Raw genomic sequence first — 15,531 nt, 5'->3', positions numbered from 1 at the left:
ATACTCAATTATTTGAGTGTGGTGTTTCGATAGCCTATCAGACCGATTCTGCGCTAGTAGCGGCGGTATTCACAGGAGCGTCGATGACATCCTGAGTCATGCGCGTCAGTTTCGGTGCGGTCAACAGCATCAGAACGGCGATGATGCCCGTTACTATGCCAATCTGCATGAATACATTGCTATAAATCTCAAGAGAGGTGTGCGGATCTACGACGTTCTCAGGCACGGCCATCATGTTGGCGACGTAGCCTGCAATAATTGCGGCACCGGCTGACGTCAGGAACCAGGCACCCATGATGAAGCCCATCAGACGCTGTGGCACCAATTGAGCGACCATCGCCAGACCTAGCCCGGAAATCATTAACTCCCCGATACTTTGCAGGCCATAGCAGAGGATCAGCCAGTTGACGGACACGATACCCTGCTCGTTTGCCATGCTAGCGCCCCACGGCAGCACCAGAAACGCGCCGGAGCACAGCACCATACCTATCGCAAATTTGTGTGCCATCGGCAGTTGGTCGCCCATTTTGTTGTAAACCGCAGCCAGAATCGGGCTGGCAACCATGATCCAGAATGGGTTGAGCGCTTGATACTGCTCTGGCTCAAAGGCAAAGCCTAAAATTGAGTGCTCAACGTTGCGGATAGCAAAGAAGTTCAGCGATGTTGGCATCTGGTTGTACAGCACAAAGAAGACCACGGCTTCCAGCATCAGCAGAAGTGCTACGATCATCTTCCTGCGTTCTGCACCTTTCACCGCCAGCATCTCCTTGATGAAAATGGCGACAACGGCGATTGAAATAAGCGTCAGTATCCAACGAGCTACGCTCTGATTGTGCAATAGCCAAGTGGAGAGCGCGACCAGTGCAACGATACCCACGAGGGTGATGGCGAGCTTCTGCAAATTGATCGGCTGGAAATCTGGCTGAGAACCTTGTGTGCTAACCCACTTACGGCAGAACATGAAGTTAACCAGCGTTAGAATCATCCCGACTACGCTTAGGGAGAACGCAACGCTCCAGCCATAGTTTGCGGCGAGCACCGGTGTAGCCAACATAGAAAAGAAAGAGCCGATGTTCACCGCCATGTAGTACATGGTGAAGGCACCATCCAGACGCGGATCGTCTTTCGCGTAGCAGGTAGACAGCAGAGCTGACGGATTAGCCTTAAACAACCCGTTACCGACGGCAATGGTTGCCATACCGATATAGACCCATGTCACGCTATGACCCGAGTAGGAAATCATGGCGTAGCCGAATGCCAACACGATGGCTCCTAACACGATGACACGTTTGGTGCCGAGGACTTTGTCGCCCAACCAGCCGCCAATGGCGACGAAACCGTATACCAACGCGCTGAACGAGGAAAACAGGGTGATGGAGTCGGTTTCGGACATGCCCAGCATTTTGACCAGATAAACCGCCATAATGCCCTGCAGACCGTAGTAACCAAAACGCTCCCACAGCTCGATGCTAAAGATGAGATAAAACGCTTTTGGTTGTTTGAAAGCGTTCATGCTGATGCTTTCGGTTGATTCGCTGTTGTTGTTTGCTGTTGACACAAAGACCTCTGATTTTACATATCTCGTTTTTTTTAACGAGAAAATAACAAGAGTGAAACAGTGAAACTGCAACCTCTTTTGATTAATTATGGGGAGGAAAAGCGGCGTTATATTGACGTTATTTTACGGACAGGCAAGTCATTTTACATATTTTGTTACAAGTGGTTTTTGTGGTGGGATAAAACCAGAAAATAAATGTTATGCAGAGTTTAATTTCATAACTTTCTTTTTCTTCAAATGATTATCTCTCTTTGTTGCGTTTGTTTTTTATAAAAGGGATATAATCTGCCTTTTTCTTAAAACTAAGACAATATCATTAACTATGAATGAATATGCGGTTTAATGTTTTGCATATTACTAAATATGCAGTGGGTGTAAAAATGCATCAACGGCATGTAATAAGATAAATGTCGGTATAATAACCATGCGTTACTGTCAATCACTAAATTTTCTATTAAAAATAACTTATTAGCCTTAAATAGTGGTTACTTGTGTTTTTATACAGGTTTTTGGGGCGGCAGGAACTGACAGAAAGGGCGCGATTCCTTGAGTGATGGGAAGCAGAGCACACGTGGCTTACGCTGATAGTGGGAGAGTTAAAGGTGGGGGGATAATCAAAAGGAAGGCCTGATGATTGCGGCTCCATCAGACCACAACCGATTAGGCGTCGACCTTTTCGCCAAATTCACATAAATCTTCAATCAGGCAGGAGCCGCAGCGTGGTTTGCGGGCGATGCAGGTGTAACGGCCATGCAGGATTAACCAGTGGTGGCAGTCGACTTTAAATTCTGCCGGAACGACTTTCAGCAGTTTTTCCTCTACCTGTTCGACATTTTTACCCGGTGCGAATCCTGTACGGTTACTCACGCGAAAGATGTGAGTATCAACAGCAATGGTCGGCCAGCCAAACGCAGTATTCAAAACAACGTTTGCCGTTTTTCGTCCTACGCCGGGTAGGGCTTCCAATGCCGCGCGATCTTCAGGGACCTGTCCCTGATGCTTTTCCAGCAATAGGCGACAGGTCTTGATGACGTTTTCCGCTTTGCTGTTAAACAGGCCGATCGTCTTGATATAGCTCTTAACGCCGTCTACGCCGAGTTCTAGCAGGGCTTCGGGCGTGTTGGCGACGGGATAGAGCTTTGCCGTTGCCTTGTTCACGCTAACGTCGGTTGCCTGTGCCGAAAGCAGTACGGCGATGAGCAGTTCAAATGGCGTGCTGAAATTTAACTCAGTCGTTGGATGGGGATTGTTGTCGCGTAAACGCGTTAAGATCTCAACCCGTTTGACCTTGTTCATAGAGATTCCCCTACGGCACTGGCTGCTGGTGCAATTTTACCTGCGGCAGCAGCGACACGCGCTCGGCGTTGTTTCATTTTCTCATCGATCAGGTATTTCACGGCCAGTAGCAGCCCCAGCCCGATAAAAGCGCCCGGCGGCAGCATTGCCAGTAGGAAAGGGGAATCGAGGTGTACAACCTCGATGCGGAGAACTTTGGCCCAGCTACCTAGCAGCAAATCTGCGCCGTCGAATAGCGTGCCGTTACCCAGAATTTCACGTAAAGAACCGAGAACTACCAGTGCACTGGTCGCTCCCAAGCCCATCGCCAAACCGTCAATAGCAGAAGGGAGGACAGCATTCTTGGAAGCGAAGGCTTCTGCACGCCCGATTACGATACAGTTTGTTACGATCAGCGGAATAAAAATTCCTAGTGATTGATATAAACCGTAGGCATAGGCGTTAATCAGCATTTGCACGGTACTGACCACTGAGGCAATGATCATGACGTAAATTGGAATACGAATTTCCGCCGGCACCCAGCGACGCAGCGCTGAGACAGCCATGTTGGTACAGGTGAGAACCAGCGTGGTGGCTAGCCCCAGCCCCAGCGCGTTAGTCGCAGTCGATGACACCGCTAACAGGGGGCACAGGCCCAGCAATTGAACCAGTGCCGAGTTGTTCTTCCATAACCCGTCAATGAAAAGTGCTTTAGTTTGACTCATTGATTCTCTCCACAGGCGGATAGCGTGTTGATTTGTGACGGCAACGTTTGCAGGTAAAGCGCACTGCGTTTTACGCTGTTAATGACGGCACGCGGTGTGATGGTGGCGCCAGTAAATTGATCAAACATTCCGCCTTCTTTCTTCACCGCCCAGCGTGCGTCATGCTCACCTTGTACCATTAACCCATTAAAGCGGGTGATCCAGTCAGAAATTCGTACATCAATTTTATCACCCAGCCCCGGCGTTTCATGGTGCTCCGTCACGCGGACACCGAGCACCTTGCCATGAAAATTGGCACCAACCAGCAGTTGAATGGCACCAGAATAGCCATCCGGCGCGGTACTTTCCAGCGCGGCGGCGACTGGTTCACCATTCTGGCGGGCGATGAACACGCGGTGTGGCGCTGACGAGCCGAGCGCTGCATTAGTGACAACGTAACACTCTTTCTGCATGTCGCTGTTGTATAATTCGGCGGGAACCACCTGATCTAACAGCATCTTTTGCTGCAACATCGCCTGATGGGAGATTGTCGGTTCCGTTAACATATTCACCACAGCAGTGACGGCGGTGGTGGAAGCGGCAAACAGAGCCAGTGTTGTCGCGTGGCGGCGCATTGTTGTCATCATGGGCGTCTCCTCAGCGATGGTGGCCGTAAGCGCGTGGCTTAGTGTAATAGTCGATCAGCGGTACGGTAATGTTCGCCAGTAGAACGGCAAAGGCGATGCCGTCCGGGTAGCCGCCGTAGGTGCGAATTAGCCATACCAATAATCCAATCAACGCTCCGAAAATCAGACGGCCACGGTTCGTCGTTGAGGCCGTAACGGGATCGGTGGCGATGAAAAACGCGCCGAGCATGGTAGCGCCGGATAACAGATGTAACATCGGCGGTGCAAATTTCTCCGGCGCAATAAACCAGCTTAGTGAGGCGCAAAACATCAGCGACAGAAGAAAACTGACCGGAATATGCCAGCGAATGGTACCGCGCATCAGCAAGAACAGCCCGCCGATGAGAAAACCGATATTCACCCACTGCCAGCCAATGCCGGACAGTGATTGAGCAAACATTGGCTGTTGCAGAATGTTCTGCGGCGTTTGACCGGAGCGCAGGCTGGTTTTAAACGTATCCAGCGGGGTGGCCTGGCTCACGCCATCAACGTTGTGCATCAACTGCTGCATGGTGTGCCCGTCAGGTGTATGCCCGGTAAAGATGATGATGAACGCATCATGGAAACTGAGCGGGATGGTTTGCAGCGGTGCAGGAGGCAGCCAGCTCGTCATCTGGACCGGGAAAGAGATCAGCAGCACCACATAGCCAATCATCGCGGGATTAAAAGGGTTTTGTCCTAATCCGCCATATAGCTGTTTGGCGATAATGATGGCAAAAACGGTTGCCATCACCACCATCCACCACGGGGCAAGCGGCGGCAGGCTGATCCCGAGCAGCACGGCGGTCAGTAACGCGGAATTATCAGCCAGTGTGGTGCGTACTGCAAATTTCCTCAGTGACAGTGTCACGCCCTCTGCAATAAGCGCGGTGGCCGATGCCAGCCCGACCTGAATCAGGTTGCCGTAGCCAAAGAAATAGACCTGCGCCAGCATGCCCGGCAGGCAGGCTAGAATAACCAACAGCATGATGCGCTGTGTGCGCTGCTGGTTATGTGTGAACGGTGAACTCGCAATTCTAAAAGCCATTTATTCCTCTTGATGTGACGATGCCTGCGCGGCTTTACGGGCTTTAACGCGAGCGATGGCGGCGGCAACGGCAGCCTTACGGGGATCTTCCGGCTCTTGAGCTTCAACGACAGCGATCGGTTCTGCTACTACATTGGAAACGATGGGCGCGGCTGCTTCTGCGTCTGCCGCAGGCTGTTGAGCGGCTTTACGGGCTTTGACGCGAGCGATAGCGGCGGCAACGGCAGCTTTACGGGGATCTTCCGGCTCTTGTACTTCAACGGCGGTAATTGGTTCTGCTGCTGCATCGGGAACGACAGGAGCCGTTTCTGCCGCAGGCTGTTGAGCGGCTTTACGGGCTTTAACACGAGCGATAGCGGCGGCAACGGCAGCTTTACGGGGATCTTCCGGCTCTTGTACTTCAACGGCGGCAATTGGTTCTGCTGCTGCATCGGGAACGACAGGGGTCGTTTCTGTCGCAGGCTGTTGAGCGGCTTTACGGGCTTTAACCCGCGCAAGAGCAGCGGCAACGGCGGCTTTACGTGGATCAAGCTCGTCAGGAGTTGCCTCTACCGCGGGTGCGTCTTGTTGCGCCTGTGTCGCGCGCGCCCGTTCTTCACGTACTACTGCTTTACGTGCGGCACGTGCGGCGATGGCTGCGCTGTTATCCGGCTGTGTATCAGGGGTTACCGTGATAGGGGAACCGATTTCGGCTTCTGCGGTTTGTTTACGGCGTACACGTTCCAGTGCGGCCTGAACGGCATCTTTGTCACTGGTGGAGACACCCGCGGCAGCCTGTTTGTGGCGCAGTTCGCGCGCAGCTTTTTCCCGCTCCAGACGCGCTTGTTTGGCATCAAAACGGACTTTGGCCTGTGCGGCACGCTGTGCGTCTTCGTCGATAGCCCGAATTTCGGCCTTTTCCTGACGATAGTACTGCACCAGCGGGATATTGCTGGGGCAGACGTAAGCGCAAGCGCCACATTCGATACAATCGAACAGATGATGGTTGCGGGCTTTTTCGTGTTCCTGCCCGCGACTGAACCAGTATAGCTGCTGCGGTAAGAGACCTGCCGGACAGGCATCGGCACATTTGCTACAGCGAATACAGGATTGCTCTTCAGCAACGGGCTCCATTTCCGAATGTGATGGCGCGAGCAGGCAATTGCTGATTTTGACGATAGGCACGTCCAGCGACGGTAGCGTAAAACCCATCAGCGGGCCACCCATTACCACCATTGGCTGCTTATTCACATGGAAGCCACCCTGTTTGAGCAGGTGGCGAACCGGTGTCCCCAATCGCGCCCACACGTTACCGGGCTGACGCAAGGCTTCACCAGTCAGCGTTACCACGCGCTCAGTGAGCGGCTCGCCGTCGATCACCGCGCGTTTGATGGCGAACGCCGTGCCGACGTTTTGCATTAACACGCCAATCGTGGCGGAGTGTTTACCGAATGGGACCTCTTTGCCAGTCAGAATTTTGGTGAGCTGCTTGGCACCGCCTGATGGATACTTAGTGGGGATGACGCGCAACTGCATGTCGCTGCGTTTTCCCACGGCCAGTCGCAGGGCGCTGATGGCTTCCGGTTTGTTATCTTCGATTCCGATCAGAATACGTTTCGGCTGCAACAGGAACGACAGAATCTCGACGCCCTGCACAATTTCGTCAGCACATTCCTGCATGAGTCGATCGTCGGCAGTGATGTAGGGTTCACATTCTGCGCCGTTGATAATCAGGGTTTCAATCCCACGCATCCCGCCTTGTAGTTTGGCGGCGGTAGGGAAGCCTGCGCCGCCCAAACCCGCAATGCCTGCCTGATGCAGGTGGGCAAGCAGGGTATCGACGCTCTGGGCATGGTAATCGGTATAGGTTTGGCGTTCGCACCAGCGATCTTCACCGTCCGGTATGATAATGATACTGAGTTCTGACAGGCCAGAGGGATGCGCCGTGGTGTGTTGGCGGATCGCGTTTACCGTTCCTGACGTCGGTGCGTGAACGGGCAGCATCCGGCCTTTTCCCCGCGTCAGCGGCTGGCCGCGCAGCACCTTGTCGCCAACGCTGACGCAGATTTCACCTTCCGGCCCAAGATGTTGCTTAAGCGGAATAATGAACTGTTCTGGCAATGGGATCTGGCGTAACGGCGTCTGGCTGGACTGTGTCTTCATTTCCGGCGGATGAATGCCTCCGTCGAAATCCCAGATCCTGTCTTTTTTAAAGGCGGAAAACAGCTTAAGCATGTCGTTCTACTTGAATAACGCGTACTGGAATCGTATCGAGATCCCATTTCCAGTTAGCAGGAGTCGGCGCGATGGGCCGTAATTCGATACAGTCCGTCGGGCAAGGGGAGACGCAGAGATCGCAACCCGTGCATAAATCGCTGACGACGGTGTGCACCGCTTTAGTGCTGCCGATGATGGCATCAACCGGGCACGCCTGAATACATTTGGTACAGCCGATGCAGTTGCTCTCATCGATCCAGGCAACATGACGCGCAGGCGCTTGAACGTCAGCATCGCCTTCCAGCGGCTGCGGGTCGACATTGAGCTTTTCAGCCAGTTTCAGCATCATCGCTTCGCCGCCGGGGCCACATTTATTAATGCTTTCACCATTTAGCGCGACCGCTTCGGCGTAAGGACGACAGCCGGGATACCCGCACTGGCCACACTGACTTTGTGGCAGCATGGCTTCGACCTCTTCCACGATCGGATCGTTTTCGACTTCAAAACGACGTGAGGCGTAGCCAAGCACCAGACCGAATGCCAGCGCGAGTGCGCTTAATGCCGCAATGGCGATCCAGATAGCGCTCATCAGAATTTCACCAATCCGGTAAAGCCCATAAATGCCAGCGACATTAGGCCTGCGGTGATCAGCGCGATAGAAGAGCCTCGGAACGGCGCCGGGATGTCCGACACGGCGAGGCGCTCGCGGATAGCAGCGAAGAGCACCATTACCAGTGAGAAGCCCGCAGCACCGCCGAAACCATAAATTGTCGATTGCAGGAAACCGTGCGACAGGTTGATGTTGAGCAAGACGACGCCGAGCACGGCACAGTTGGTGGTAATCAACGGCAGGAAAATCCCGAGCAGGCGGTATAGCTCAGGGCTGACTTTGCGCACGAACATCTCGGAGAACTGCACCACAACGGCGAGCACCAGAATAAAAGCCATGGTGCGCAAATAGAGAATATCGAGTGGAACAAGAATAAATTCGTTAACCAACCAGGAAAACATGGAGCCGACAGTCATCACAAACGTGGTCGCCATACCCATGCCAATCGCCGTCTCCAGCTTTTTGGACACACCCATGAAGGGGCACAATCCAAGAAACTTCACTAAGACGAAATTATTTACCAGAAGGATGCTAACAAAGAGCAATGCGTATTCGGTCATTACGGTGCCTACAAAACAAAACCGGACTATTATCAGGCATTGTTGGGTTTTCGACAACATACCCAAAGTAGGGTTATCGCCGTCCTCTTCAAGGAGCGGAGGGTCAGGTTATCTGAATAAGAGAAATGCCGGGCTATCAAACCGCAACACGCGGTGCGTTCGGAGCCATAGCCCGGGAAGAGAATTATTGCATAATTATTCTTTTTTTCGCAGATAACAATTTATCACTACAGCACATAACGCCAGACGGATTTTGGCACACAGCCGACATCGAATAAGCGCCCGCCGGAGGCCAATTCAGCCCGGCGATGATCCGCAGCACGATACATGTTGATGATTTCCTGACTATCTGTCAGAGAGTAATTGAGGTGATCAAAGAGTTTTTCCAGACTTTCTGTTGAATTGACTTTCCTGAATTTGAGCAAATAGTCATGAACGGTCATGGTGAAATGGTCTAATAGTTATGTGGTTGAGATGACTAAGTATATTCAAGCGAGAAAGTCTGTCCAGAGGGCGATGTAAAAAGTACGCTTATTTTTCAATAACAAACGAGTAGAAATAAAAAATAACGGATTGACAGAGAAATAATACGGTTTTTAAGGTTAGCGGGGATGACACATCAGAGCATCGGAACGATGAATGCCTATAAAGGAGCAGATTGTGTACGGATGAACGATCCATAGACAATCTGCCCCGACGCGTGTAATTAGCGACTACATAGTTTGTAGTACACCTCGTTCCAGCGCAGTGCGTCTTTGAATTCGTGGAGTCGAGTTTCGTTGTCGATCACCAGCAGTTCGATGTTCTGCATCTCGGCGTAGAGCCGCATGTGGTCGAGATCTAACGCTTGACTAAAGACGGTGTGGTGCGCACCGCCGGCTAGGATCCAGGCTTCGGCCGCCACCTCCAGCGACGGTTGCGCCTTCCAGATGGCGCGAGCAACTGGCAATTTTGGCAATGGACGTGGCTGCTCGATGGTATCGACCAGATTAACCAACATTCTGAAACGGTCGCCCATGTCGATCACGCTGGCGTTGAGAGACGGTCCGGCTGGCGTGGAGAAAATCAGGCGTGCAGGGTCGGCTTTTCCACCAATGCCAAGGTGTTGCGCATCCAGAATTGGTTTCTGCTCTTTCGCAATGGTAGGGCAGACTTCCAGCATATGGGAGCCGACGACCAGATCGTTACCATTCTGGAAGTTATAGGTGTAGTCCTCCATGAAAGAGGTACCGCCCGGCAAACCGCTAGCCATCACTTTCATGATGCGCAGCAGTGCGGCGGTTTTCCAGTCGCCTTCGCCGCCGAAACCGTATCCTTGCTGCATCAGTCGCTGTACCGCCAGACCCGGTAGTTGTTTCAAACCGTATAGGTTTTCAAAATCGGTGGTGAACGCGTGATAGCCGCCTTGTTCCAGAAAGCGTTTCATCCCGAGTTCGATCTGGGCAGCATCCAGTAGGTTTTGGCGGTTAGTCCCGTTAAGTTTCACGGTGTCTGTCAACTGATAGCTGGTTTCGTATTCTTCGACCAGCGCATCAATATCGCCTTTGGAGACGGCATCGACAACGGCGGTTAAATCACCTAGCCCCCAAGCGCTAACGGAGTAGCCGAACTGGATCTGTGCACCGACTTTATCGCCTTCGGTGACGGCGACTTCGCGCATGTTGTCACCAAAGCGCGCGACTTTCAGTTGTTTGCTTTCCTGAAGTGCGGCAGCAACCCGCATCCATTTGCCGATGCGGGCATGGGCGTTCTTATCCTGCCAGTGGCCGACCACGACCTGATGTGCCTGTCGCATCCGGGCACCGATGAAGCCAAATTCGCGTCCGCCGTGTGCGGTCTGGTTCAGGTTCATGAAATCCATGTCCATGGTATCCCACGGCACTTCGGCATTGAACTGGGTATGGAATTGCAGCAGCGGTTTACTGAGTACGCTCAAGCCGCCAATCCACATTTTTGCCGGGGAGAAGGTGTGCAGCCAGGTTAGCAGGCCGATACAGTTATCCTGATAGTTGGCATCGCGGCACAGTGCCAGAATTTCATCTGGTGTTTTCACCAGCGGCTTCAGCACCAGCTTAACGGGCAGATTGGCTTGTTGATTCAAACCGGCGACGACGTTTTCTGCGTTCTCTTTTACCTGACGTAACGTTTCCGGCCCGTAGAGATGCTGGCTACCGATGACGAACCAGACTTCAAGCTGCTTAAAATGATCCATGATGACTCCTGTAACGTGATCCCCAGAGGGATAAAAATTAGTTTTTTGCCGTAGACGTTGGGCTATAGGCAGGTTCCGCGAGGTGGCACCACTGCTGATAGCGTTCATAAAGCTGTTGATAACGGGCAACGCGCTGGCTGTCTGGCATCAACGTGCGTTCTATGCCACTGGCCATATGCTGTTGTGCGGTTGGGATATCGCCGTGAACGCCAGCGGCGACAGCGGCAAAGATCGCTGCACCGAGTGCACAGCACTGATCGGATGCGACGATCTGCAAGGGGCGATTCATTACGTCGGTACACACCTGCATGATGACGGGAGATTTCCGCGCGATGCCGCCCAGTGCCAGCACGTTTTCGACGGGGACGCCCTGATCTTCAAAGCATTCCATAATCGCGCGTGCGCCAAAGGCGGTAGCAGCAATGAAACCGCCAAACAGCGTAGGGGCATCGGTGCCAAGATTGAGATCGGTAATCACGCCTTTTAATCGCTGGTTGGCGAACGGCGTCCTGCGGCCGTTAAACCAGTCCAGCACGATAGGCAGGTGATCCAGCGTGGGGTTTTCCGCCCAGTTGTGGGTGAGTCGTTCCAACAGCTTGGCTTCCACCGCCTGTAGGGACGATTTAAGTTCAGGATGGTCTTTTGTTGCTTCCTGTAACGACCAGCCCAGCACACGCCCAAACCAGGCATACATGTCGCCGAAGGCGGACTGTCCGGCTTCGAGACCGATATAGTTGGGGACGACGCTGCCGTCTACCTGTCCACAGATGCCAGCGATAGTGCGATCGGCAATACGGTCTTCGTCGGCGATCAGAATGTCGCAGGTGGAGGTGCCAATCACTTTAACCAACGTATAGGGCTGTGCGCCCGCGCCGACGGTGCCGACGTGACAGTCAAACGCGCCGCCTGCAAGGATGACAGTGTCGGGAATGCCGAGCCGCTGTGCCCACTCGGCGGTGATGGTGCCGACGGGTTGTTCAGCAGTCCAGGTATCGGTAAACAGCGGGTACTGTAATGTCTCGGTCAGGCAGGGATCGAGCGCATGTAAGAAATCTTTCGGCGGTAGTCCGCCCCAGCTCGGGTGCCAGAGTGATTTATGTCCAGCACTGCACCGACCACGACGAATATCAGCAGGCGCTTGTGTACCGGAAAGCAGGGCGGGCACCCAGTCACAGAGTTCGATCCAGGAAACCGCTGTCTGGCGCACGGCCGCATCTTCACGTGAGACATGGAGGATTTTGGCCCAGAACCATTCGGATGAGTAAACGCCGCCGATATAGCGGGTGTAATCCGGGAACTGGCCGCTATGACAGAGTGCATTAATGGCATCTGCTTCTTCTATTGCCGTGTGGTCTTTCCACAGGACGAACATCGCATTGGGGTTGTTGGTAAACTCGGGACGTAGCGCCAGTATCTGGCCTTGTTCATCAATCGGCGCGGGCGTTGACCCGGTGGAATCCACGCCAATACCGATGATGCTCTGCCGTTGTTCGTTCGTCAGACGGGAAACCACCACCTTAATCGCCTGCTCTAGCGATTCGATATAGTCCAGCGGGTGGTGTCGGAACTGGTTGTTGGCAGGCTGACAATATTTACCCTCACGCCAGCGGGGATAGTAGACCACTTCTGTTTCCAGCTCTTTCCCGCTTTGGCAGTCAACGGCTAAGGCGCGTACCGAATCACTGCCGAAGTCGAGACCAATCGTAATAGCGCCCGCGCTCATGCTTTGCTCCTCATTAATCCCAGATCGTTGACGTTTACGATAGGCAGGGATAGGAAGAGGCGGTTAGGAGCGGTTAGCTGGAAGTATGTATTTTTCTGTCGCCCGCAGCCATTTTGTGAAGCTCGTCAAAGGTTAATGATTGGTTAAAATTGCTAAATGTATGCACAAACCTGTCATTGTTCCGGGATGTGATAAAGCTCTATATTCGAACCGAAAATAACGACTAAAACATAAAGCGTCTGAATGCTACTGAGTGAAGGATTTACGCTAAGTCTGTGTTTTTCCTTTATCCAGACCGGAAATACCCTTACCAGGAACTCGAATTCGCTTCAGCGTCACTGGCGAATGAAAAGATAATGACACCGGAGAACATCATGCATAAATTCACTAAGGCGCTGGCTGCAATCGGGTTAGCTGCTGTTATGTCACAATCAGCTATGGCAGAGAACTTAAAGCTGGGGTTTCTGGTTAAGCAGCCGGAAGAACCCTGGTTCCAGACCGAATGGAAATTCGCCGATAAGGCAGGAAAAGATCTTGGTTTTGATGTGATAAAAATTGCGGTGCCTGATGGGGAAAAAACCCTGAACGCGATTGATAGTCTGGCGGCTAGCGGAGCGAAAGGGTTTGTTATTTGTACCCCAGATCCGAAATTGGGGCCGGCCATTATTGCCAAGGCGCGTAGCTACAATCTTAAGGTGATTGCGGTTGACGACCAGTTCGTGAATGCCAAAGGCCAACCGATGGACACGGTGCCGTTGGTGATGATGGCAGCCACCAAAATTGGCGAGCGTCAGGGGCAGGAACTGTATAAAGAGATGAACAACCGTGGCTGGAAAGTGGATGAAACGGCGGTGATGGCGATTACGGCTGATGAATTGGACACCGCTCGTCGCCGTACTTCTGGCTCTATGGATGCGCTGAAAGTGGCTGGCTTCCCAGAAAAACAGATCTATCGGGTGCCTACCAAATCCAACGATATCCCCGGCGCGTTTGACGCTGCTAACTCTATGCTGGTTCAGCATCCTGGCGTGAAAAACTGGCTGATTATCGGTATGAACGACAACACCGTGCTGGGTGGCGTTCGTGCGACGGAAGGACAGGGCTTTAAAGCGGCTAACGTCATTGGTATCGGTATCAACGGCGTGGATGCGGTGAGCGAACTGTCCAAAGGTCAGGCAACGGGCTTCTTTGGCTCACTGCTGCCAAGTCCGGATATTCACGGCTATAAGAGTATTCAGATGCTGAATGACTGGGTCACCAAAGGTGTCGAGCCGGAGAAATTCACCGAAGTGACCGACGTGGTGCTGATCACTCGTGACAACTTTAAGGTCGAACTGGAGAAAAAAGGCCTGATGTAATCACGCCTGATTTCGTAAAGACGCGGATAACGCCGGTCAGCATGACGCTGGTCGAGGTTATCCGCGCTCTACCTGCATCGTTATGAGGAAACAGACATGACAGCACAGTCACCCTATTTGTCGTTTCATGGGATCGGTAAAGAATTTCCCGGTGTTAAGGCGCTTTCGGATATCAGTTTTTCCTGCCATGCCGGCCAGATCCATGCATTGATGGGGGAAAACGGGGCGGGCAAGTCGACGCTGTTAAAAATCCTGAGCGGCAACTATGCACCGTCAGCGGGCGAAATCCACATTCAGGGCAAACCTGTACAGTTTAGTAATACGATGGATGCCCTGAATGCGGGCGTTGCCATCATCTATCAGGAACTGCATTTGGTGCCGGAAATGACGGTCGCCGAGAACATCTATCTGGGCCAACTGCCGCATAAATACGGCATGGTGAATTATTCGTTGCTGCGCTATGAAGCCAAACTGCAATTACAGCATCTGGGGTTGGATATTGATCCTGATACTCCGCTGAAATACCTGTCTATCGGGCAGTGGCAGATGGTGGAAATCGCCAAAGCGCTGGCGCGTAACGCCAAGATTATTGCTTTTGATGAACCGACCAGTTCGCTGTCTGCCCGTGAGATCGAGCAACTTTTCCGGGTGATTACGGAATTGCGCAGTGAAGGCCGGATCATTTTGTACGTTTCACACCGAATGGAAGAAATTTTTGCACTGAGCGATGCCATTACCGTGTTTAAAGATGGCCGCTATGTGCGCACGTTTGACGATATGCAGCAAGTGAACCATGAGTCGCTGGTACAGGCGATGGTAGGGCGTAACTTGGGGGATATCTATGGCTACGCGCCGCGTCCGCACGGCGAAGAGCGCTTGACGCTGAAAGACGTAAAAGCGCCGGGCGTGAAATCCACGATTTCCCTGAACGTGAAACAGGGGGAGATTGTCGGGCTATTTGGTCTGGTGGGTGCGGGGCGCAGCGAACTTATGAAAGGGCTGTTTGGTGCGACCAAAATCACCAGCGGTCAGGTTTTGCTGGATGGTAAACCGCTGGTGGTGAATTCTCCCATTGATGCGATTCGCCAAGGTGTGATGCTTTGCCCCGAGGATCGCAAAGCGGACGGTATCATTCCGGTGCACTCGGTGCGTGACAACATCAATATCAGCGCAAGACGTAAGAGCCTGAAAGCCGGTTTTATTATTAATAACCAGTGGGAAGTGGATAACGCCTTGCAGCGCATTGATGCGTTGAATATCAAAACGCCATCCGCTGAACAACTGATTATGAATCTTTCCGGCGGAAACCAGCAGAAAGCCATTCTTGGTCGCTGGCTGTCCGAAGAGATGAAGGTCATTTTGCTCGATGAACCCACGCGCGGCATCGATGTCGGTGCGAAGCACGAAATTTATCATGTCATCTATGAACTAGCGAATCAGGGGATCGCGGTGCTATTTGCCTCCAGCGATTTACCAGAAGTGCTTGGACTGGCCGATCGGATTATCGTCATGCGCGAAGGTGCCATCTCCGGTGAACTGCGGCATGGCGATGCCACTGAGCAGAAAGTGCTCAGTCTGGCTATGTTACGAACCCCCGATATCGAATCTGCGGTTGCCTGACC

13 protein-coding genes are annotated in these 15,531 nt (G+C 52.7%); 2 read left to right on the top strand and 11 right to left on the bottom strand.

Annotated features, from left to right (window positions below; genetic code table 11):
* Positions 1 to 37: 37 nt before the first annotated feature.
* The 11 genes from dtpA to A8F97_RS06995 all read right to left on the bottom strand — a co-directional run bounded on the left by dtpA (position 38) and on the right by A8F97_RS06995 (position 12,551).
* Entirely contained in the window at positions 38 to 1,558 is a 1,521-nt protein-coding gene (gene dtpA / locus A8F97_RS07045; protein WP_025919081.1) for a dipeptide/tripeptide permease DtpA, read from the bottom strand.
* Positions 1,559 to 2,218: 660 nt separating this feature from the next.
* Positions 2,219 to 2,854: an endonuclease III gene (gene nth, locus A8F97_RS07040; protein ID WP_014699939.1), complete on the bottom strand. Its 636-nt coding sequence runs from the start codon at positions 2,852 to 2,854 to the stop codon at positions 2,219 to 2,221.
* The gene (locus A8F97_RS07035) at positions 2,851 to 3,558 is read right to left on the bottom strand and encodes an electron transport complex subunit E (protein ID WP_014699940.1); all 708 of its coding nucleotides are present in this window, start codon (positions 3,556 to 3,558) and stop codon (positions 2,851 to 2,853) included. Before A8F97_RS07035 ends, nth begins: the two co-directional genes overlap by 4 nt.
* Positions 3,555 to 4,184 carry an electron transport complex subunit RsxG gene (gene rsxG / locus A8F97_RS07030; RefSeq protein WP_033071500.1) on the bottom strand — a complete coding sequence of 210 codons (630 nt, stop codon included), beginning with the start codon at positions 4,182 to 4,184 and terminating at the stop codon, positions 3,555 to 3,557. Before rsxG ends, A8F97_RS07035 begins: the two co-directional genes overlap by 4 nt.
* Positions 4,185 to 4,194: 10 nt before the next feature.
* Positions 4,195 to 5,250, bottom strand: coding sequence for an electron transport complex subunit RsxD (rsxD, locus tag A8F97_RS07025; RefSeq protein WP_014699942.1), 1,056 nt, complete (start codon positions 5,248 to 5,250; stop codon positions 4,195 to 4,197).
* Positions 5,251 to 7,464: an electron transport complex subunit RsxC gene (rsxC, locus tag A8F97_RS07020; protein ID WP_033071501.1), complete on the bottom strand. Its 2,214-nt coding sequence runs from the start codon at positions 7,462 to 7,464 to the stop codon at positions 5,251 to 5,253. It abuts the gene before it with no gap.
* Positions 7,457 to 8,035, bottom strand: a complete 579-nt coding sequence (gene rsxB, locus A8F97_RS07015) for an electron transport complex subunit RsxB (protein WP_014699944.1) — start codon at positions 8,033 to 8,035, stop codon at positions 7,457 to 7,459. The genes rsxC and rsxB overlap by 8 nt, the downstream gene beginning before the upstream one ends.
* Positions 8,035 to 8,616, bottom strand: a complete 582-nt coding sequence (gene rsxA / locus A8F97_RS07010; RefSeq protein ID WP_010296121.1) for an electron transport complex subunit RsxA — start codon at positions 8,614 to 8,616, stop codon at positions 8,035 to 8,037. The genes rsxB and rsxA overlap by 1 nt, the downstream gene beginning before the upstream one ends.
* Positions 8,617 to 8,843: 227 nt before the next feature.
* Positions 8,844 to 9,059, bottom strand: coding sequence for a transcription modulator YdgT (ydgT, locus tag A8F97_RS07005; RefSeq protein WP_014699945.1), 216 nt, complete (start codon positions 9,057 to 9,059; stop codon positions 8,844 to 8,846).
* 263 nt (positions 9,060 to 9,322) lie between these two features.
* A complete protein-coding gene (araA, locus tag A8F97_RS07000) occupies positions 9,323 to 10,828 on the bottom strand; it encodes an L-arabinose isomerase (RefSeq protein ID WP_033071502.1) in 1,506 nt (501 codons plus the stop codon).
* Between the two features lie 37 nt (positions 10,829 to 10,865).
* The gene (locus A8F97_RS06995) at positions 10,866 to 12,551 is read right to left on the bottom strand and encodes a ribulokinase (protein ID WP_025919085.1); all 1,686 of its coding nucleotides are present in this window, start codon (positions 12,549 to 12,551) and stop codon (positions 10,866 to 10,868) included.
* A 374-nt stretch (positions 12,552 to 12,925) separates the two neighbouring features.
* Here A8F97_RS06995 and A8F97_RS06990 point away from each other — a divergent pair, with 374 nt between their 5' ends.
* Positions 12,926 to 13,909 carry an arabinose ABC transporter substrate-binding protein gene (locus A8F97_RS06990; protein WP_005968631.1) on the top strand — a complete coding sequence of 328 codons (984 nt, stop codon included), beginning with the start codon at positions 12,926 to 12,928 and terminating at the stop codon, positions 13,907 to 13,909.
* A 96-nt stretch (positions 13,910 to 14,005) separates the two neighbouring features.
* On the top strand, positions 14,006 to 15,529 hold the full coding sequence (araG, locus tag A8F97_RS06985; RefSeq protein WP_014699947.1) for an L-arabinose ABC transporter ATP-binding protein AraG: 1,524 nt from the start codon (positions 14,006 to 14,008) through the stop codon (positions 15,527 to 15,529).
* Positions 15,530 to 15,531: the final 2 nt, after the last annotated feature.

It is taken from the genome of Pectobacterium parmentieri, assembly GCF_001742145.1.
Lineage (GTDB): Bacteria > Pseudomonadota > Gammaproteobacteria > Enterobacterales > Enterobacteriaceae > Pectobacterium > Pectobacterium parmentieri.
The sequence above is the reverse complement of the archived record's forward strand: the minus strand, read 5'-3'. Positions and strand labels throughout refer to the sequence as shown.

What these genes read in the sequence shown, in the direction of transcription:
- nth (WP_014699939.1), bottom strand. Translation starts at nt 2,854, where the DNA reads ATGAACAAGGTCAAACGGGTTGAGATCTTAACGCGTTTACGCGACAAC.
- A8F97_RS07035 (WP_014699940.1), bottom strand. Translation starts at nt 3,558, where the DNA reads ATGAGTCAAACTAAAGCACTTTTCATTGACGGGTTATGGAAGAACAAC.
- rsxG (WP_033071500.1), bottom strand. Translation starts at nt 4,184, where the DNA reads ATGATGACAACAATGCGCCGCCACGCGACAACACTGGCTCTGTTTGCC.
- rsxD (WP_014699942.1), bottom strand. Translation starts at nt 5,250, where the DNA reads ATGGCTTTTAGAATTGCGAGTTCACCGTTCACACATAACCAGCAGCGC.
- rsxC (WP_033071501.1), bottom strand. Translation starts at nt 7,464, where the DNA reads ATGCTTAAGCTGTTTTCCGCCTTTAAAAAAGACAGGATCTGGGATTTC.
- rsxB (WP_014699944.1), bottom strand. Translation starts at nt 8,035, where the DNA reads ATGAGCGCTATCTGGATCGCCATTGCGGCATTAAGCGCACTCGCGCTG.
- rsxA (WP_010296121.1), bottom strand. Translation starts at nt 8,616, where the DNA reads ATGACCGAATACGCATTGCTCTTTGTTAGCATCCTTCTGGTAAATAAT.
- ydgT (WP_014699945.1), bottom strand. Translation starts at nt 9,059, where the DNA reads ATGACCGTTCATGACTATTTGCTCAAATTCAGGAAAGTCAATTCAACA.
- araA (WP_033071502.1), bottom strand. Translation starts at nt 10,828, where the DNA reads ATGGATCATTTTAAGCAGCTTGAAGTCTGGTTCGTCATCGGTAGCCAG.
- A8F97_RS06995 (WP_025919085.1), bottom strand. Translation starts at nt 12,551, where the DNA reads ATGAGCGCGGGCGCTATTACGATTGGTCTCGACTTCGGCAGTGATTCG.
- A8F97_RS06990 (WP_005968631.1), top strand. Translation starts at nt 12,926, where the DNA reads ATGCATAAATTCACTAAGGCGCTGGCTGCAATCGGGTTAGCTGCTGTT.
- araG (WP_014699947.1), top strand. Translation starts at nt 14,006, where the DNA reads ATGACAGCACAGTCACCCTATTTGTCGTTTCATGGGATCGGTAAAGAA.